Origin of the sequence: Cohnella herbarum, assembly GCF_012849095.1 — a bacterium.
GTDB classification, from domain to species: domain Bacteria; phylum Bacillota; class Bacilli; order Paenibacillales; family Paenibacillaceae; genus Cohnella; species Cohnella herbarum.
The window spans coordinates 8081876-8100361 of the sequence record NZ_CP051680.1 but is presented as its reverse complement, the minus strand read 5'-3'; the positions used below and the strand labels follow the sequence as shown (position 1 = coordinate 8100361).

Below are 18486 nucleotides of genomic sequence, written 5' to 3'. Positions count from 1 at the left end.
TCGTATTTCTTAATCAATATCGAGAAGTTCGAGAATGACGCCTAAATCCTCCGTACTTTCCAAATAAGCATATTTATCGCCGTTCTGAATAAGGGGAAAGCCGAACTTTTCCAACTCCGCCGCCTTTTCAAGCATTCTATTCTTCGCCTTAAACGCGATGTGATGAACCCCGGGACCTTTCGTATCGAGAAATTCCTTCCATGTCGTGGGGTCCTCGGTAGGTTCGATGAACTCTATCACCGTATTCTCCATATTAAAGAAGGACAGCTTTACCCTTCCTTTCGTAGGCTCCCCCATGTAGGTCACCGTATCGCTCCCATCTTCATTTGCTAAGATAATGGCAGGGGCAGGTACACCTAAAAGCTTGGAGAAGCGGAGAGTCGCCTTTTCTACGTCACGGACGATCATTGCAATTTGACATACGAGGTTTGTTCCGAGAATATTGTTTTCCATTTTCTCTTCTCCTTTTTTTCGAGGCTGATCTTGTTACTCATTTATCCATCTCTTTATGGCTTCAGCATGTAACTGACAAAAGCCAAACGCTTGCTGTCGGGCGACCAGGAATTGACGTTAAGAGTGCCTTGTCCTCCGAACAATTTGACCAGCGTACGGAATTCGCCGCCGGAGCTAGACATTAGGCGAATTTCTACGTTTTTGTTCGCAGGATGGTCGCCGGGTGCGACATCGCCCTTGCGATAAGCGATATAGGCCACCATTTTTCCGTCAGGGGACACATGCGGAAACCAATTATTGCTCTCATCATTTGTCATCCGGACCTGTTCGCTGCCGTCGGCATTCATTCGCCATAATTGCATAAGCCCCGTTCGGACCGAATTGAACCAAATATGACGACCATCCGGCGAGTATTCGGGTCCATCGTTTAATCCCGTCGTATCCGTTAGCTTGGTCTCTATGCCTCCGTTAACGGGAATGGTGTAGATATCGTACTCGCCGTTGCGCTCCGCGCAATAAGCGAGCGTCTTTCCGTCCGGTGACCACCCGTGCAAATAGCTGGGAGCCATGGGTGTAATCAGAACCGGCTGTCCTCCCTGCAGAGGAAAAATATAAATACGAGACTGCCCGTCCTCGTAAGTATGATGACTTACAGCGACATGCGAGTTATCCGGAGAAAGCACGTGATCGTTATTGCAATGGATCGCATAAGCGGATTCTATAGGCATACTTTCCCGCGTATCTAAGTTAAAAGTGTATAATCGGCCAATGCTGTTATACACGAGATGCTTGCCGTCGAGGGTCCAATTGGGTGCCTCGATCAGAAAATCGAATTCGGCCAGAATGCAGCGTTCGCCGCTAACTACATCGACCGTTTCTAGAATACTCATTACGTTTCTTCCTTCTGCCTTGCGGGGTCCCTTTAACGTATTCATGATGAATCTCCCTTATCTTGTTTTCTCCCGAGCCTAAGCTTGGCGAGCCGCCAACTTAACCGCTTGTCGTATGGTTTGTAAATCCCGCTCGACTTCCTGATATTCATTAATGCCGCCCCGGAATTCCATAGACCAGCATCCTCGGTACCCGGCTTGACGCAACAGTTGAATCTTTTGAATCAACTCCGGTCCCGTAAAATCCACGAATGCACGATCAAACTGGACATGGCAAGTCAAAGGAGCTGTTATCTCGTCACCGGTTTCCTTGTCCGATAGCCAACGATTGACATTGAGTATAATTCCAAACCCCGGCGCAGAAATATCGTTAGACATCCGCACCAGGTTTTTCGGGGAGCACGAAGCCGGTTGATGCGTCTGCGGGCCTACCCGAAAACCGTTATCATAGGCGACTCGCGCGTATTCCCTATATCTGTTGACGCAAAACTCGTACTGTTCATCGGTCATGTCAACCGTCGTTACCCCCATATCGATTCGCACGTTTCGAACTCCCCAACGCCGTGCAATGTCGAAGTACAGGAACGCCTTTTCACGATTTCGTTCACGAACGGCTGAATCGTCATGCCAGACGTCGGCGCCATCCACCGCGAGGTTCGCGACAGTCAATTCATCCTCAACCAACGTGTCCTTGACGCTCTGGATGTAGTCATTCTCAGTGGAGAGCATCATTCCGTTCCAAATATCAACATGATCGAGCCGATAGCGAAACTTCATGCTTTCCATATAGCCGAACAGGTTCATTTTTCCCAAACGATGCAACGAATGGAACGACCACGAACCGATTGAAAAATCCGCCATGCTTTCCCCTCTTCCTTCATTCCTTCACGCTTCCCATCACAAGCCCGGTCGTAAAATATTTTTGCAGAAAAGGATAGATGATCAGAATCGGTATGATCGCCAAGAACATTTGAGCCGCGCCTGTTGTTCGGGCGCTGACCATAGAGAGATATTTAGATAAATTGCCGCTGAGATCCGTGTTGTTGCGCATAAATTCCTCTGGATTCACGACAACGGTTTGCAGGTATGTCTGCAAAGGATAGTTTTGAATGGCGTTCATGTAAATCATGCCATCGAACCAGCTATTCCAATGATCCACGAACGAAAATAACGTTACTGTTGCTATCGTGGGAGCCGAAACCGGCAAAACGACCCGGATCAGAGTCTGCAGATGATTGGCTCCGTCGATATACGCCGCTTCCAACAATTCCTTTGGCAAGCTGCGCATATAGTTCATTACGACCAACATGCTGAAAATCGGGATCGCGCCCGGCAAAATAAGCGACCAAATGGAGTCGATCAGCCCGGTCGTCTTCACCACCATATAGGTAGGGATCAATCCTGCATTGAAAAGCAAAGTCACGACAAAGAACCAGGAGAAAATATTGCGCGCCCTAAAATCCTCTCTAGATTTAGAGAGCGGATAAGCTGTCAGAATGATGAGCAGCAGATTGATAGGCACTCCGATGGCCGTCCGCTGCAGCGAGACCAACACGGACACCAAAAATTTGGAAGTATTCGTAATGAATTGGTACGAGATGGTAGTAAAGCCTACCGGAAAAAAAGTAACCTCTCCCGCGGCGACGGCAGTCTTATCGGAAAAAGATACGGCCAGCAGGTTTATAAACGGCGCTATGCATACAAATGCAACAAGGAGAAGAAATATCGTATTGCTTACTAGGAATATTTTGCGCGAGGTCGAAGATTTGATTCTCATTGTCCGATCCTCCCTAGAAGACTCTATATCCTGTTAATTTGTCAGCTAAGTAATAAGATACCACGATAAAAATCAACGAAACGCCTGATTTAAACAGGCCGGCTGCCGTTGAAAGCGCATACTGAGCCTGTTCGATGCCCAGCCGGAACACAAAGGTATCCAATATATCACCGGTGGAATAGACGACTGGGCTGTACATATTGTAAATCTGATCGAAACCGCCGTTCAGAATATTGGCTAAACCCAATACGCTCATTAGCACGACGATTGATGAAATGCCAGGCAAGGTAATATGCCAAGTTTGCCGCCAACGGTTTGCGCCATCGATAACCGCGGCTTCATATAGCGAGGGGTCTATGCTTGTAAGCGCGGCAAGGTAAATAACCGATGCGAACCCGAAAGTTTTCCAGATATCGGTCGCCACCATCGTAGCCGGAAACACATCCGGGTCGCCAAGAAAGAAAATCGGCTCCATTCCAATTTTGGAAAGAAGAAGATTTACGATCCCCTCGCTTGGCGACAATAGGTTGATAAGGATACCCGATAAGATAACCCATGACAGGAAGTGCGGCAAATACACCATCGTCTGGAAAATGCGCTTGGTCAACAGACTCCTGACTTCGTTGAGCAGCAGCGCGAACGCGACCGGAGTGATAACGCCTGCAATCATCTTTGAAATCGCAATGATGACCGTATTTTTAACAACCGACCCTATATTAGGCATGGAAAACAATGTTTCGAAGTTTCGGAAACCTACCCATTGTTGTTGTCCAAACAGCCCTTTAGCCGGAATGAATTTTTGGAATGCGATCACAACGCCAGCCATCGAGCCATAGCTGTATATGGCCACGAGTACGACCGCAGGAAGTAACATGAAATACAACGGAAGCTCTCTCATAAGCTTATCTTTGCGCTCCAAACCTGCAAACATTAGGTTCCCACCACCCGTGAATGATTTAGCAGTTCGAATAGATAAGGAGACGAAAGCACGGAATGAACCGCGACGGGAATAAACCCGCCGCAATCCATGTACGAGATTGAGACTTACTCTTTGGGATACATTTTGTCAAGTTCGTCGAGAGTCTGCTGGCCTCCCGCCTGCAGCCATTTCTTCACGAAGCTGTCGAATTCATCTACCGGCTTTGCACCGATAATAATATTGGTAAAGGTTGTGATCGTGAGCGTATCCAACGAAGAAACGTTAGTCAGCCATGCTTCTGGTCTTTCGATGCCGAGTATGCTCTGAACGATCGCGTTATCGGGAATGTATTTGTTCAATACAATCGGCAAGGAGCCTGATTTAGACATTTGGCCCCAGGTACCGAAGGCATTGTCGTCATTTTTAAGAGAGCCATCCTCAAACCCCTTAATATAATCATAGAGCGGCTTTGCGGCTGGAGCGAGCCCGTCTGAGGAGCCTTTATCGATAGCTTTCAGCAAATCGGCAGCGTATACTTCGCCCGGTTGATCGATATAGATCGGAGAGAGTCTGTACTGCTCGTCCGCCCAGTATTTCAAATAGTCTTCTTTCGTTGAATAATTGACGGTCTGATCGTACAGATTGAGAATCTTGATGACCGCTTCGGGATGTTTATATTTCGCACTGACCATCGTCATCTGGCCTACCGCGTTGCTCTCGATACCCATTTTGTAATCGTAACCCGACTTGGTAGGGATGGCATACGGATGTACGATAACGCCATCCTTTTTGTAAACGTTATTGTAAGGGTACCATGTGCCCCAGTTGCTTCCGTAAGCCATACCAATCTTGCCGCTCGTAATGTCTTCGATCAATGCGGATTCGTTTTTGGCGGTAAATTCCTTGTTGATGAGGCCTTTCTTGTACATATCCGCCAAAAGAGCTAGCGCTTCTTTCATGTTCGGCTGAATCCAAGCAAACGTCATTTTGCCATTCTCGTCGCGGTAGAACATGCTTTCATCACGTCCGGGAACGGCAAATGCGGACACCAAACCGAGAATGCTGCCGTGGTTTTGCCTGATGAGGTCCTTATTGAGGGCAAGTCCGTAGGTGTCGCCGTTTACGCCGTTACCGTCAGGATCGCCGGTAGCGAACTTCTCTGCGAGAGCGACCATTTCCTCGATCGTTTTCGGGGGCTGAGAATTCGTGTTCTTGAGCCAATCTTCACGTATCCAGAGGAATGGCGCCTCATGGAAGTTGTCGTTCATGCGCGGGATGGCGTAAAGCTTGCCGTCTATCGTGGCACCTTTGAACGAATCCGCGAATCTTTTCTGGTATTCCTTAAGCGAGTCGGATGCGTATTTGTTAAAGGCATCCGTGAGATCCGCTAGTTGTCCGTTTTCCGCTAACTGCAAAAACACATTGGAGTCTTGGGTTTTGAATACATCCGGCAAGTCGCCTGACGCTATGATGGCGTTGAGCTTGTTTTTGTACGCGTCGGTGCTGCTATCCGCTGAGAAGGCAACCTTGAGGTCGATGTTTAATTTCTCTTTGATCAGTCGGCTCCAACGATTATTTTCCCAAGTATCCCCATCCAGAAGTTTTGACGCTGCCGCAGTTTGGACAGCCCACGACATCGAAATCGGTTCATTGGCGGAATTTCCGGGGGATGTCGTAGCTTCAACGGTTGGGTTTCCGGAATCATTGGAAGCGTTTGCACAAGCGCCAATATAAAAAACCATCAGTATAGCCGTTAGAGCGAGAAATAAACCTCTTCTGGGTTTCATCTTTCTCATGTACTTTTTCCTCCCTTATTTTTGCTACTGTTAAGCTACGGACGACAGGCGCATCCCCCCTCTCCCTAAATCACGCCCCATAAACGCGCGTTTATTTTTCGCTAGAAGGAACCTGAAACCGCCTAAGCTTAATGATTACGCGGGTTCAGGCATTAAAACTTAAATCCTTCTGCACGAGTCCCTGACAATCAAACTGCATTCAATCGTGATTTCAATAACATCCGTTGTACCCTTTTCGATCTTAACGATCACGTCAGTGGTCAGTTTCCGCAGCATCTCATTGAAATCGATACGAATTGTGGTAAGAGCCGGATGGTACTTTTCACTTAGTAAATGATCGTCGAAACCGATGATGGACATATCCTCCGGCACATTCATCCCGTGTTCCTTAATTGCGCGTATTGCACCGAAAGCTACGCTGTCGTTGGCTGCGATAATTGCTGTAGGCAGGTCGCTTGTTTTGTTCAAAAGCGTATTCATCGCAACGTAGCCGCCTCTTTCATGAAAATCGCCCGGCAACACCCAGTCCGGATTTATATCCAAATTGCACATTCTCATTGCTTTTTGGAAACCTTCGTATTTCGTTTGACCGGACAGACGTTTCATATCCCCATTGATGACACCGATCCTAGTGTGGCCTAGTCCCGTCAAATACGCCAAAGACTGTTTCATGCCCGAATCATTATTAAAATTGGCAACGATTCGGTTAGGCTGAGAATATTCCAACTGCCTTTGATCAAAAACGCCGACTATGTATCCTTCTGCCGTCAACTCGTCGATAAGCGGTTCTCTGATTGCTGCGCCAATAAAGATGCCGCCGTCAATCCTGTTTTGGATAAACATTTCTTTTACGCTTGATACGGTATCCGTATTTGTGATGTCTCGAATGATGTTGGTCAAGATGTAGTAGCCGAGTTCGGATGCATTCTCTATAACGCTTACGAGCAACATATTCGTCAGGCTATCGCTGGAAACGTTGCCGGGTTCGATGAGAAAGAGCCCGAGCGTGCGCACTGGTTTACCTGCAAGCACTTGAGCAGACACAGACGGGAAGTAATTGTAATCTCGAATCACTTTCATGACTTTGTCACGCGTTTCAGCCGGAACGTTCGAATAATTATTGATAACCCTGCTGACCGTACTTCTGGATACCCCGGCAATCCGGGCTATCTCCTCGCTTTTCATTTTTGAGTTTTTCAATGATGTTTAACCTCTTTCGTAAACGCGCGTTTATGTACTCATAATACAAAGCGATTCAAAGCGCTGTCAATCTTTTATTTCCAGTAAAAATCAAATTTTTTTTGTTCGCATCAGAAAGCCATTATATCATAAACGCGTGTTTATGATATACTTGCACAATAGGAATAATCCGTTCGCTAAAAACAATGGGCAAAGGATGAGATCAGCATGAGGCTTGGCGGTCAGGTATTTTTGGATCAAAAGAATCCGGAGAATTGGGCGGATGCGCTCAAGAGGGCAGGTTTTCGCGCAACAACCTGCCCCATAAGCGGAGATGAGGACATCGATCAACTTGACGATTATTTGAAGGCGGCGAAGCAAAACGATATCTTGATCTCCGAGGTCGGCGCATGGAGCAATCCGATAAGCAAGAATGAAGACGCAAGACGCAAAGCCATAAACTACTGTATCAACAGGCTTGAACTTGCCGAGCGGATTGGCGCTCAATGCTGCGTCAATATCGCCGGTTCGCGAGGCGAACAATGGGACGGCCCGGATCCGGACAACTTCAGTAACGAAACGTTCGAACTCATTGTCGAAACCACGCGGGAAATCATCGATGCCGTAAAACCGGAGCGCACGACATTTGCGTTGGAAATGATGCCGTGGGTGTTCCCCGATTCTTCGGACTCCTACCTTTCGTTGTTAAAGGCCATCGACAGGAAAGGGTTTGGCGTACACTTCGATCCGGTAAACATCATCTGCAGCCCTCGGCTTTATTACCGAAATAGCGACATGATTCGTGATTTTTTTCAAAAGCTTGGTCCATATATACGAAACTGCCACGCAAAGGACATTCTATTGAAGGGGCAATTAACCGTTCATCTCGATGAGGTTATACCCGGTCAAGGGAATCTGGATTATAGAACTTTCCTGACAGAATTAAACAAGCTGCACCCCGATATTGCTCTCATCATCGAACATTTGCCGACCAACGAAGATTATCGACGGGCATCCGATTACATCAGAAAAACCGCTTCGGAACTTCATATTCCATTGTGATGGACGATACGCTACGAGGCATCTGGCCTCCGGTCACCTATACTCCTTAGGAATTCTTCGCGCCACGCCGCTGTCGATCGCCGCGCGGATGACGCGATCCCGTATTCGTTCCACGACCGATTGGTCGAAGACGCTCGGAACGATGTAGTGTTTGCTTAGCTTGTCGTCGGCGATGACGGAAGCGATCGCTTCCGATGCGGCAAGCTTCATCTCTTCGTTGATCGCGGATGCCCGGCAATCGAGCGCCGCCCGGAAGATGCCGGGAAAACAGAGCACGTTATTGATCTGGTTCGGATAATCCGATCGCCCGGTGGCCGCTACCGCAACGATATCGTCGATATCGCCCGGCAATATTTCCGGATGCGGATTGGCCATCGCGAACACGATCGGCTGAGAGGCCATCTCCATGACATCCTCCCGGATTAACATCCCTCCCGCGGAAACGCCGATGAACACGTCCGCGCCCTTAATGGCATCCCTGAGGGTTCCCGTTCTGCGATTCGGGTTCGTATAACCGGCATAGCTCGTCTTGATCGGATTCGCGTAATCTTCTCCCTGCACGAGAATGCCTTCCTTGTCGACGCCGATCAATTCCATAACCCCGGCGGATAACAGAATCTTGCTGATCGCCACCCCTGCCGCTCCGATGCCGCAGACGACGACCGTTGCTTCGGAGAGCGATTTGCCCGCGACTTTCAGCGCGTTGATCAAACCCGCGTAAGTAACGACGGCCGTTCCATGCTGATCGTCATGGAAAACGGGAATATCGAGCTCCTCGCGCAGACGTTCCTCGATCTCGAAACAGCGCGGAGAAGCGATGTCCTCCAGATTAATGCCGCCGAACGCCGGAGATATGGCCTTGACGGTACGGATGATCTCCTCCGTATCGACCGTGTCCAAGCAGATCGGGAACGCATCGACGCCGGCGAACTGCTTGAACAGCATAGCCTTCCCTTCCATGACCGGCATCGCCGCCCTCGAGCCGATGTTCCCTAGCCCTAGAACGGCGGTGCCATCGGAGATCACCGCAACTGTATTTCGCTTGATCGTCAAGGAGAATGCCTTGATCGGATCCTCTTGAATAGCGGCGCACACCCGCGCAACGTCCGGCGTATATACGCGCGATAAATCGTCGCGGTTCTGAATCGTCACCTTCGGCGTCACTTCGATTTTTCCGCCCAGATGGAGCAGGAACGTTCGGTCCGACGTATTGACGACGCGAATGCCCGGGATTTTGCCAATGGCATCCGTAATCAGAATGACGGCCGTCGCGTCCGCGACGTTAACCGTCATGTCCCGTATGCTGCTGTCATTACCGATATGGATCGTATCTATCGCGATAATATCCCCGCCGAGACTGGATACGATATTAGCGACGAGCCCGAAATTCATCCGATCTCCTCGTATTTCCAGACGAATGATGACGCTGTTGCCGCCCAAGTCTTTTTGCTGCTTCTGTCCCATCTCCATCCCCCTCTTCCATGCATGTTACATACGCCTTGTCAGGAACCCTCCGTGAAACGCTTTGGGCTCGTAGCTGACGATAAAACAGCTCGGATCTACCGCCAGCACCTGCTCGTATAAATTATTTTGGTGCTTGCGGGGCAGGACGACGTTGTGTACCCATCGCGGTCCTTCTCTTCCATCTCCCGCCCAACGGGTCACCCCGTACCCTTGCTCCCTTAGCAAGGTAGCGAGCTCTCCGTATTGTTCCTTGGTCGTGATTTGCACCGTAATATACCCGATAGCCAGCCGTTCCTCGATCTTAATGCCAAGTAACACACCCGCCCCGTAGCTTAAACAATAAATAACCAAGTTCAAAGGGTTGTCCAGATTGTCCAACACAAGCTTAAAACCGATAACGTAGATGCCGATCTCGACGGCGCTCATCATCGAGGCGACGTAACGGACGCCTTTCACCATTAGGATGAAACGGATGGACAGCATGCTTACGTACGTAATCTGCAAAGCCATTATGGAAAGAATGACCGTCATTCCGCACCCCCTAGCCTCGTCTGACAAGCATAAACAGCTACCGCCATCCATAGGGATGGCGGGTGAACGCAGGGCAATCGCTTACGAAGTAATTTCATAATTCTAATGGAGCCCACGAGGCTGTCGATTTAATGTTTATAACTCATTTCGGATCAAGGATCTATCCTATATAGATGGCAAAAATGAATCCATTACATTACTCTGAGTACGCTCTCAAGCACGGATGGGGCTATAGTGCCAAAAAGTAACGATATAGCGCTGACTCCGGGCACGGATGGGGCTATAGTGCCAAAAAGTAACGATATAGCGCTGACTCCGGGCACGGATGGGGCTATAGTGCCAAAGAGTAACGCTATAGCGCTGACTCCGGACACGGATGGGGCTATAGTGCCAGGAATTCAGCGACTTACAGCTCACTCCCCCTCGGTATCCGACCAATTTGACCCCTCAGAGCACTCTATCCTGTGCACCAACTCTCCCATACCCACCATCCGATGAAGATAAGGTACTTAACAATAATGGACAAGCACTGATTTCGATTTTGAGCCTGTCTTGCTATAGAAGGTGACGGATTCTATATTGCTGTCTATTTAAAAGTGGCTGCCAGATCAATTGATAGCGATTTTCTTATTAAGAGACGGCTGACCTCAAACAAAAATCGATTTGACGCGGAGTGTGAATCAGGTTATCCCCAGTTAATAGACAGCTTCGTGGTTTCCGTTAGAGTTTCCAACCCTAAAATTGCGAGAATTGCCCCATTCTCCGGCTGCACCCATGCAGGTCTGATCTATCGCTCAAATTTCAGTTTCGCGGAAGGCGTTGACGAATGAACATCAACGCCTTCCGCGCTCGGGCTCACCCCAGCAATTGTCCCGCAAAGCGGGCTAGATCATTATCCGCGGCATAACGGCAATTGTTATTGCGCATAGGAGCGTTCTCTCCGGAAGCCATCGTTTCCGCCAGGCGCTGCGCATCCGCCGGAGATAACCCTTCCGCTGCCAAAGACAGCTGCATTCCCGATTGCTCTACCAAACCGCGATAGAAAGCCGATCCGGCTCGAGCTTGCTCTTCGATCGGAGAGGATAACCTCTCCACTGCTCCCATAGCTCTGGCGATTTCCGCATGGATCGGCTCGTTTCCTTCTATGTTCCATTCGTACGTATGGTAGAGCGCGATCGCTACCGCTCTCCCGTGATGAACGCGAGCCAAAGTGCCAAGCGCATGGCCGATGCAATGGGCGATGCCCGTGCCGCCTTGCTCGATCGCCATGCCCGCCAGCATCGAGCCGATGCTTAATTGTCCTCGCGCTTCCAGATCCGCGGGATTGCGAACCGCGCGCAGCAAGCTGCCCGAAATCATCCGGATCGCTTGCAGGCCGACGGCCTGAATCATGGCGTTGCCGCGTTTGCCGGCAACCGCCTCCAGCGCGTGAACGAGCGCATCCAATCCGGTCGCGGCGGTCAAATGGGGCGGCAAGGCGACGGTAAGCGTCGGATCGAGGATGGCGAGATCCGGCGAGAGCTCGTAATCCCAGCCCCATACTTTGCGCTTTTCCTTGTTCGAGAAGACGACCGTGCTCGTCATCTCCGCCCCGGTCCCCGATGTGGTGGGGATCATGATCGTCTTCGTCCGCTTTGGCGAGAACGGATTGGCCATAAGCGCATAATGATCCGTCGGATGCTCGGCGCCCGCCACCAGCGAAGCAAGCTTGGCGACGTCCATCGCCGAACCTCCTCCCAAACCGATGACGCAAGGTGCAGCCGACGCCCGGATAACGGCCGACGCTTCGTCGATGGACGCGCTCGTCGGATCGCTCTGCACGTCGGAGAACAGTGTCACTTCTATGCCATGGGAACGCAGCGCGGACATGATCTCGTCCGCGACGCCTACTTTGACCAACCCCGGATCCGTGATCAGAACGGCGCGATCCCCTCCGCTAACGTTACGAACATCTTCCGCGATCTGCTTGGAACGTCCGACGCCGTATACGACGCGGGTACGCGTTTGAAAATCGAATTCGCTCACTGTTAAACACCTCCGAATTCAACGACCGTCCGCCCGACGTTCACGCAGCAGGGATCATGGAAAGCATCTACCGCTTTGTTGATGTCTTGAAGCGAAATCCGATCCAACACCAACTCGTCAAGCTGGAACTTGCCGTCTAAATATAACTGGGCGATGATCGGGAAGTCGCGAAACGGGTGAACGTCACCGTAGAAGCTTCCTTTCAGGATTTTGCCGACGCGATGAAATCCCCCGGCCGGAAGCGAAAGCTCCTTCTTCGGGTTAAAGGCGCCGACGACGACCGTCGTTCCGCCTTTGCGCGTCCCTTTCCATGCCGATTGGGAAGCCATCGTATTTCCCGAGCAATCGATCGCGTAATGGACGCCGAAGCCGCCGGTCAGTTCCTTGAGCGCTTCCGCAGCGTCGACTTCGCCTACGTTGACGACGTCCGTCGCGCCGAATTTCTTGGCGATCTCGAGGTTTTGCGCCTTAAGATCGCAAGCGATAATGCGGCTAGCTCCCGCGATCCGCGCGCCTTGGATCGCGTTCACCCCGACGCCGCCGATGCCGAATACGGCTACCGTAGAACCGGGCTTCACCTGCGCGGCCCTTACGGCCGCTCCGTAGCCGGTCGCTACTCCGCAACCGATGAGAGACGCCTGAGCCATCGGCATCTCTTCCGGAATTTTGACGCAGCTCATCTCCGGCACGACCGTATATTCCGCGAACGTGCTTAACAGGGAATTGTGATAGATTCGGGCGCCGTTCAGGCTAAGTCTCGATGTCCCGTCCAGCAGCGTACCGGCGAACATCGGGCCGAAAGCGGATTCGCACAAGTTTACTTGCCCCGTCTGGCAAAATTCGCAAGTGCCGCAGAACGGAACCCAGCTCAGAGCCACTTTGTCTCCAACCTTCACCGTCCTCACGTTCGGGCCGACCTCCATGACGATTCCGGCCCCTTCGTGACCGAGAATCGTCGGGACGGGCGTCGTTTCGTCTTCCATCGCGTTAAGATCGCTATGGCATACGCCCGTCGCAAGCACCTTAACGAGCACCTCGCCGGCTTTAGGCGCGGCAAGCTCTACCGTCTCTATCGAAAGCGGTTGATCGATTCCTTTCATTACCGCCGCTAACATGTTCATTTTCCCCGTTCCCCCTGCCTCAATGGGCTATCCAGATCGCCTTCATTTTCGTGTACGATGCCAGGCTGTGAATGGCGTATTCCTTGCCCCAACCGGATTGCTTAAATCCGCCGAACGGACTGGCGAAGTCATAACAACCGTAACGGTTAACGAACACTTGGCCGGCTTCGAGCTTCTTCGCCACCCGGTGCGCGCGCGCCACGTCGTTCGTCCATAAACCCGCCGCCAATCCGTAGATCGAGTCGTTAGCGATCCGAATCGCTTCCTCTTCCGTATCGAACGGGATCACGCACAATACCGGACCGAAAATTTCCTCCTGCGCGATCGTCATGTCGTTGGACACGTCCGCGAAGATCGTCGGGCGAACGTAGAAGCCTTCCGCGTTCGTTCCTTCCGTATCGCGACTACCGCCCGCCACTATGCGAGCGCCTTGCTCCTTGCCGATCTCGATGTAACGGAGAATGCTTTCCATATGGGCTTGCGACACTTGCGGCCCTTGGTCGCTCTCCGGATCGAACGGATCTCCGCACTTGTAACCGTCGGCATATTTCGCGATCTCGTCCACGACCCGTTCGTAAACCGGACGTTGAACAATTAGGCGAGTCGGCGCGCTGCATTTTTCCCCTTTGTGGGTGAACAAGCCGTAGAAGGAGCGCTCGATGGCAGCGTCCAAATCCGGAGCGTCCGCGAAAATAATATTCGGCGATTTGCCGCCGAGCTCCAGCGTGACCGTTTTCAAATTCGAATCCGCCGAATCGTGGACGAGCTTCTTCCCGACTTGCGTGCTGCCCGTGAACGAAACCTTGTCGATATCCATATGCGTCGTAATATGGGTGCCGATGCGCCCTTCGCCCAGAATGAGATTAACGACTCCCGGCGGCAACACTCCCGATTCGTGAATGATCTCGAACAAGCGTATCGCCGATAACGACGTCACGCTAGACGGCTTGAGCAGCACCGTGTTGCCCATGGCGAGCGCGGGAGCAAGCTTCCATACGGCCATGTCGATCGGGAAATTCCACGGGACGATCTGGCCGCAGACGCCGACCGGATCACGGGTCGTCCAACTCGTGAAATTGCCTTCCACCGGGTTGACTTCCCCGTAATACTTGTCGGTCCAACCTGCGTAATATTCGAAAAGATCGGCGGATTCCTCCACGTCGTCTTTGTAGGCTTCTTTGTAAAGTTTGCCGTTGTCCAACGCCTCGAGAGTCGCAAGCTCGGCTTGATGTTCGCGAATGAGCGCCGATATCCGATGCAGCCTTTTGCCCCTTTCCTTACGGGACATCTCTCTCCACTCGCCCGCCTCGAATGCGGCTCTCGCCGCTCGAACCGCCGAGTCGATATCTTCCTTGGAAGCGCCGGTAAAGCCGCCTATCGTTTTCCCGGTCGCGGGATTGATCGTTTCTATCGTTTTGCCGGAAGTTCCGGATATCCATGATCCGTTAATATAGAGGGTTTTCGTTTCCTTCAGCCATTCGGCCGCCCATTCCAGTTGGGGAGCTTTCATTTTGCTCTACCTCTCTTTCGTATGCTGCTCGAATCTGTTCCTTCGATCTCATCTTCAGCCATTGCCCGACCTGCGAGTAACCGTATTTCTCCTTAAGCGCGACGACCGCGGGGATAAACGTTCGAGATAGCTCGCGGCATCTGTCCGCGTCCGCTTCGATGCCGCTGACGCATCTGTCCGTGAATTTCCCGATCGCCCGCTCCAACATGCTCATCATATCCAGCACGTTAAAGCCCGCGAGCCCTTCCCAGACATTCAAGTTAAGCTCCCCATGCTCGAGCGAGGCTTGAACGGATCTATCTAGCCCGATGACTTGGAAACAACACTGGATCAGCGTTTCCGGAACGACGGGGTTAATCTTGCCCGGGAAAAACGACGAACCCGCCTGCACGGCCGGCAATCTAAGCTCCCCGAAACCCGCATCCGGGCCGGACGACAGCAATCGGAAATCCTTCGCGATCTTAATTAGCAATCCCGAAAGAAGCTGAAGCTCGGACGATACCGCCGCCAGATCGTCCATGTTCTGCGCCGCGTCGTACAGATTGTCGCGATGGCGGAGCGTTAAGCCGGTCACCTCGTTTAAGGCATCCATGATGCGGGCGCGGTAACCATCGGAAGCTCCGACGCCCGACCCGATCACGGTGCCGCCCAAGTTAACCGCATGCAACGAATTCACGGCTGCGCTCAGTTGCCCCATTCTACGGCGCAATCCATGAGCGTATCCAGCGAACATCGTTCCGAGCGTATCTTGCATGCCGTCCTGCAGACAGGTTCTCGTAATGGTCGGAACCCGCATGAGCCCGGCGCTTTGAAGCTCTATCGATTCAACAAGCCGTTTCAATTCCGCGACCAGTCTCGTTCCGCTCCTGACGACGGAGATTCGTAAAGCCGTATGGCAGGCGTCCGACGTCGATTGCGAGGCGTTGACGTGATCGGCCGGATGCACCGGCTTGTAGTCGCCCGGTTGTCCGCCTAGGATCTCGTTCGCCAGATTGGCGACGACCTCGTTCATGTTCATGTTGCTGCCGATGCTTCCTCCCCCGTGATAGGGATCGACGATAAATTGATCGCGATGGCAGCCTTGCTTAATTTCCTCGCAAGCTTCTTCGATCGCTTGGGTTATCGACCGCGTCAGATGGCCCGCCCGTTCGTTCGCTCTGGCTGCCGATTGTTTGACTTCGGCTAGCGCGGCGACGTAATCCGGATAATCCGCGATAGTCCGACCGGAGAAAGATAAGTTCTCTACGCTTCGCAGCGTTTGAACTCCATATAAGGCTTCATCCGGCAGCTCGACTCTCCCGAAAGCATCCTCTTCGAACCGTGACAACATCATCTCTCCCTAGTTCGCCAATTTCGTCAGGATGGTATCCATCGTCACTGTCCCGACACGGCGATTGTTCGTATCGACGACCGGATATTCTCGAACCTGCTCTTCCACCATCCGGTTGAACACCAGCTTCAAATCGTCCGTTAACGCGACTCCGCCGCTCGAACCCGCAGCGGTCTCCCGCTCTCCCGAAGCGTATACGTCCTCGACCCGCAGAAAACCCATCTTGCGATAGACGTCCTTCTCCCCGACAAGCTGGCGGATGAAATCGTTGGCCGGATTCGTCACGATCTCGTACGGAGTGGCGAATTGAACGACTTTGCCGGCTTGCATGATGATAATTCGGTCCGCCAACCGAAGCGCTTCGTCCACGTCGTGCGTGACGAACAAAATCGTTTTCTTCAATAGCCGCTGTATCCGATGAAGCTCATCCTGCAAGCTCGTGCGCGTAATGGCGTCGATCGCGCCGAACGGTTCGTCCATGAGCAGGATTTTCGGCGCGGCCGCCATGGCGCGGGCAATGCCGACGCGTTGCTGCTGTCCGCCGGACAACTGGCTCGGACGCCTTTTACGGTAGATTTTCGGATCCAAATGCACCATCTCGAGCAGTTCGTCTATACGTTGATCGATCTTCGCTTCGTCCCATTTGAGAAGCCTTGGAACGACCGCGATATTCGATTCGATCGTCATATGCGGGAACAAACCGTTCTGCTGGATGACGTAACCGATCCCTCTGCGAAGCTGCTCCGTCTGGACTTTGCGGATATCGACACCGTCGATCTCGATCGTTCCGGACGTCGTATCGTAAAGCTTGTTCACCATCTTGAGCAACGTTGTCTTGCCGCACCCCGAAGGGCCGAGGAAGACGATGAATTCGCCTTCGCGGATGTCGAGCGAGACGTTGTCCACCGCCGGGGAAGCGGTGTTCGGATACTGCTTCACTACGTTTTTGAAAACAATGCCCATGCCGATTCCCCCTTATCAGAAATTCAAATTCAAATATTTGTACTCCAGAAAATCGTCTACGCCATGCTGCCCGCCCTCGCGGCCCATTCCGCTCTGCTTAATGCCGCCGAACGGCGCTTGCACGTAGCCGAGCGCGGACTCGTTTATGCCGACCATGCCGTATTCGAGCTTATCGGCTACCCGCATCGTCGTTGCCAAGTCTCGGGTGTAGATGTAAGAGGCGAGACCGAACGGCGTATCGTTAGCCATGCGGATCGCTTCTTCTTCCGTCCGGAAAGCAATGAACGGAGCGACAGGCCCGAAAGTTTCCTCCCGGAATACGTCCATTTCCGACGTTACGCCCGATAGCAAAGTAGGTGCATAATAGGAACCGTTATCGTATTCGCCGCCGGACAGCTTCTCGCCGCCCGCGACGATTTTTGCTCCTTTGGCTACGGCATCCTGCACATGTCCATGGACCTTGGCCAACGCCCGGTCGTGAATCAGCGGACCGACATTCACGTCTTTCATTCCGTTGCCCACCGTGATGCTCTTGAGCTTCTTCGCGAACAGCTCCGTGAATTCGGCTTCGATGGACTCGTGAACGAAAATCCGGTTCGCGCAAATGCACGTTTGCCCGTTGTTCTGGAATTTGTTGTAGAGCAATCCTTCCGCCGCCGCTTCCAGATCGGCATCCGCGAACACGATAAACGGCGCATGGCCTCCTAGCTCGAGAGACACTTTCTTGACCTGCTTCGCCGATTGCTCCAACAAATACTTGCCGACCGGCGTCGAGCCGGTGAAGCTGATCTTGCGTACCTTGTCGTTGTCGAGCAACTCCCGACCGATCTCTTGCGCGTTCCCGACGACGATATTGGCGACTCCCGCGGGCAATCCGACTTGCTCGAAAATCTCGAACAGCGCGATCGCCGACAAAGGCGTCTCCGGAGCCGGCTTGACGACGACGGTACAGCCCGCCGCGAGAGCCGGCGCGACTTTGCGCGTAATCATCGAGGAAGGGAAGTTCCACGGCGTAATCGCCGCCACGACTCCGATCGGTTGGCGCTGCACGAGAATGCGCTGGGTCGTCCGCGAGGACGGGATGATCTCCCCGTTGATCCGCTTCGCTTCTTCCGAATACCAGAGGAAGAAATCCGCGCCCCACAGCACTTCGCCCTTCGCCTCCTTCACCGGTTTGCCTTGCTCGAGCGTCATGATTTCGGCCAAGCGATCCGCGTTCGCCACGATCAAATCGTAAATCCGGCGCAAGTAGACGGAACGCTCTTCCGCTGAAGTTCGCGACCAACCGGGAAAAGCCCCGTAAGCCGCTTCGATTGCCGCCTTGGCATCTTCTGCGCCGCCGACGGGAACGGTCGTAATTTGCTCGCCCGTCGCCGGATTGAAAAGAGCGGACCGAAGGCTCGAACGAGCCTCGGTCCAATCGCCGTTAATGAACAGCTGGTTTCTGATCTCTGTCATATTAGCCT

16 protein-coding genes are annotated in these 18486 nt (G+C 52.3%); 1 reads left to right on the top strand and 15 read right to left on the bottom strand.

From position 1 onward, the window contains the following. Positions 1 to 9: 9 nt before the first annotated feature. From HH215_RS34035 to HH215_RS34005, 7 genes are all read right to left on the bottom strand, one after another. Positions 10 to 453, bottom strand: coding sequence for a VOC family protein (locus tag HH215_RS34035; RefSeq protein WP_169283960.1), 444 nt, complete (start codon positions 451 to 453; stop codon positions 10 to 12). A gap of 53 nt (positions 454 to 506) precedes the next feature. Further along, positions 507 to 1388: a TolB family protein gene (locus HH215_RS34030; RefSeq protein ID WP_169283959.1), complete on the bottom strand. Its 882-nt coding sequence runs from the start codon at positions 1386 to 1388 to the stop codon at positions 507 to 509. A 33-nt stretch (positions 1389 to 1421) separates the two neighbouring features. Beyond that, positions 1422 to 2204 carry a sugar phosphate isomerase/epimerase family protein gene (locus HH215_RS34025; protein ID WP_169283958.1) on the bottom strand — a complete coding sequence of 261 codons (783 nt, stop codon included), beginning with the start codon at positions 2202 to 2204 and terminating at the stop codon, positions 1422 to 1424. Between the two features lie 16 nt (positions 2205 to 2220). Next, entirely contained in the window at positions 2221 to 3120 is a 900-nt protein-coding gene (locus HH215_RS34020) for a carbohydrate ABC transporter permease (RefSeq protein ID WP_169283957.1), read from the bottom strand. Between the two features lie 13 nt (positions 3121 to 3133). Then, the gene (locus tag HH215_RS34015) at positions 3134 to 4051 is read right to left on the bottom strand and encodes an ABC transporter permease (protein ID WP_169283956.1); all 918 of its coding nucleotides are present in this window, start codon (positions 4049 to 4051) and stop codon (positions 3134 to 3136) included. Positions 4052 to 4164: 113 nt separating this feature from the next. Then, the gene (locus tag HH215_RS34010; protein ID WP_169283955.1) at positions 4165 to 5835 is read right to left on the bottom strand and encodes an extracellular solute-binding protein; all 1671 of its coding nucleotides are present in this window, start codon (positions 5833 to 5835) and stop codon (positions 4165 to 4167) included. Positions 5836 to 5994: 159 nt separating this feature from the next. After that, entirely contained in the window at positions 5995 to 7035 is a 1041-nt protein-coding gene (locus HH215_RS34005; protein WP_169283954.1) for a LacI family DNA-binding transcriptional regulator, read from the bottom strand. A 207-nt stretch (positions 7036 to 7242) separates the two neighbouring features. On the opposite strand from HH215_RS34005, the gene HH215_RS34000 reads away from it, so the two are divergent. Next, the gene (locus tag HH215_RS34000) at positions 7243 to 8076 is read left to right on the top strand and encodes a sugar phosphate isomerase/epimerase family protein (RefSeq protein WP_169283953.1); all 834 of its coding nucleotides are present in this window, start codon (positions 7243 to 7245) and stop codon (positions 8074 to 8076) included. 33 nt (positions 8077 to 8109) lie between these two features. On the opposite strand, the gene HH215_RS33995 is transcribed toward HH215_RS34000, so the two are convergent. From HH215_RS33995 to HH215_RS33960, 8 genes are all read right to left on the bottom strand, one after another. Next, positions 8110 to 9540 (bottom strand): NAD-dependent malic enzyme, encoded by a 1431-nt coding sequence (locus HH215_RS33995; protein WP_169283952.1) that lies wholly within the window; start codon positions 9538 to 9540, stop codon positions 8110 to 8112. A 24-nt stretch (positions 9541 to 9564) separates the two neighbouring features. Beyond that, positions 9565 to 10071 carry a DUF2179 domain-containing protein gene (locus HH215_RS33990; protein WP_254450303.1) on the bottom strand — a complete coding sequence of 169 codons (507 nt, stop codon included), beginning with the start codon at positions 10069 to 10071 and terminating at the stop codon, positions 9565 to 9567. 855 nt (positions 10072 to 10926) lie between these two features. Next, on the bottom strand, positions 10927 to 12096 hold the full coding sequence (locus tag HH215_RS33985; RefSeq protein ID WP_169283950.1) for an iron-containing alcohol dehydrogenase: 1170 nt from the start codon (positions 12094 to 12096) through the stop codon (positions 10927 to 10929). 2 nt (positions 12097 to 12098) lie between these two features. Further along, entirely contained in the window at positions 12099 to 13217 is a 1119-nt protein-coding gene (locus tag HH215_RS33980; protein WP_169283949.1) for a Zn-dependent alcohol dehydrogenase, read from the bottom strand. Positions 13218 to 13236: 19 nt separating this feature from the next. Continuing rightward, entirely contained in the window at positions 13237 to 14727 is a 1491-nt protein-coding gene (locus HH215_RS33975; RefSeq protein WP_169283948.1) for an aldehyde dehydrogenase family protein, read from the bottom strand. Continuing rightward, the gene (locus tag HH215_RS33970) at positions 14663 to 16060 is read right to left on the bottom strand and encodes a lyase family protein (RefSeq protein WP_169283947.1); all 1398 of its coding nucleotides are present in this window, start codon (positions 16058 to 16060) and stop codon (positions 14663 to 14665) included. The genes HH215_RS33975 and HH215_RS33970 overlap by 65 nt, the downstream gene beginning before the upstream one ends. A 6-nt stretch (positions 16061 to 16066) precedes the next feature. Beyond that, entirely contained in the window at positions 16067 to 17020 is a 954-nt protein-coding gene (locus HH215_RS33965) for an ABC transporter ATP-binding protein (protein WP_169283946.1), read from the bottom strand. A gap of 15 nt (positions 17021 to 17035) precedes the next feature. Further along, positions 17036 to 18478 (bottom strand): NAD-dependent succinate-semialdehyde dehydrogenase, encoded by a 1443-nt coding sequence (locus HH215_RS33960; protein WP_169283945.1) that lies wholly within the window; start codon positions 18476 to 18478, stop codon positions 17036 to 17038. Positions 18479 to 18486: the final 8 nt, after the last annotated feature.

Bases quoted from the DNA above. Each gene is read 5' to 3' on its own strand.
- HH215_RS34035 (WP_169283960.1), bottom strand. From the start codon at position 453: ATGGAAAACAATATTCTCGGAACAAACCTCGTATGTCAAATTGCAATG.
- HH215_RS34030 (WP_169283959.1), bottom strand. From the start codon at position 1,388: ATGAATACGTTAAAGGGACCCCGCAAGGCAGAAGGAAGAAACGTAATG.
- HH215_RS34025 (WP_169283958.1), bottom strand. From the start codon at position 2,204: ATGGCGGATTTTTCAATCGGTTCGTGGTCGTTCCATTCGTTGCATCGT.
- HH215_RS34020 (WP_169283957.1), bottom strand. From the start codon at position 3,120: ATGAGAATCAAATCTTCGACCTCGCGCAAAATATTCCTAGTAAGCAAT.
- HH215_RS34015 (WP_169283956.1), bottom strand. From the start codon at position 4,051: ATGTTTGCAGGTTTGGAGCGCAAAGATAAGCTTATGAGAGAGCTTCCG.
- HH215_RS34010 (WP_169283955.1), bottom strand. From the start codon at position 5,835: ATGAGAAAGATGAAACCCAGAAGAGGTTTATTTCTCGCTCTAACGGCT.
- HH215_RS34000 (WP_169283953.1), top strand. From the start codon at position 7,243: ATGAGGCTTGGCGGTCAGGTATTTTTGGATCAAAAGAATCCGGAGAAT.
- HH215_RS33995 (WP_169283952.1), bottom strand. From the start codon at position 9,540: ATGGGACAGAAGCAGCAAAAAGACTTGGGCGGCAACAGCGTCATCATT.
- HH215_RS33990 (WP_254450303.1), bottom strand. From the start codon at position 10,071: ATGACGGTCATTCTTTCCATAATGGCTTTGCAGATTACGTACGTAAGC.
- HH215_RS33980 (WP_169283949.1), bottom strand. From the start codon at position 13,217: ATGAACATGTTAGCGGCGGTAATGAAAGGAATCGATCAACCGCTTTCG.
- HH215_RS33975 (WP_169283948.1), bottom strand. From the start codon at position 14,727: ATGAAAGCTCCCCAACTGGAATGGGCGGCCGAATGGCTGAAGGAAACG.
- HH215_RS33970 (WP_169283947.1), bottom strand. From the start codon at position 16,060: ATGATGTTGTCACGGTTCGAAGAGGATGCTTTCGGGAGAGTCGAGCTG.
- HH215_RS33965 (WP_169283946.1), bottom strand. From the start codon at position 17,020: ATGGGCATTGTTTTCAAAAACGTAGTGAAGCAGTATCCGAACACCGCT.
- HH215_RS33960 (WP_169283945.1), bottom strand. From the start codon at position 18,478: ATGACAGAGATCAGAAACCAGCTGTTCATTAACGGCGATTGGACCGAG.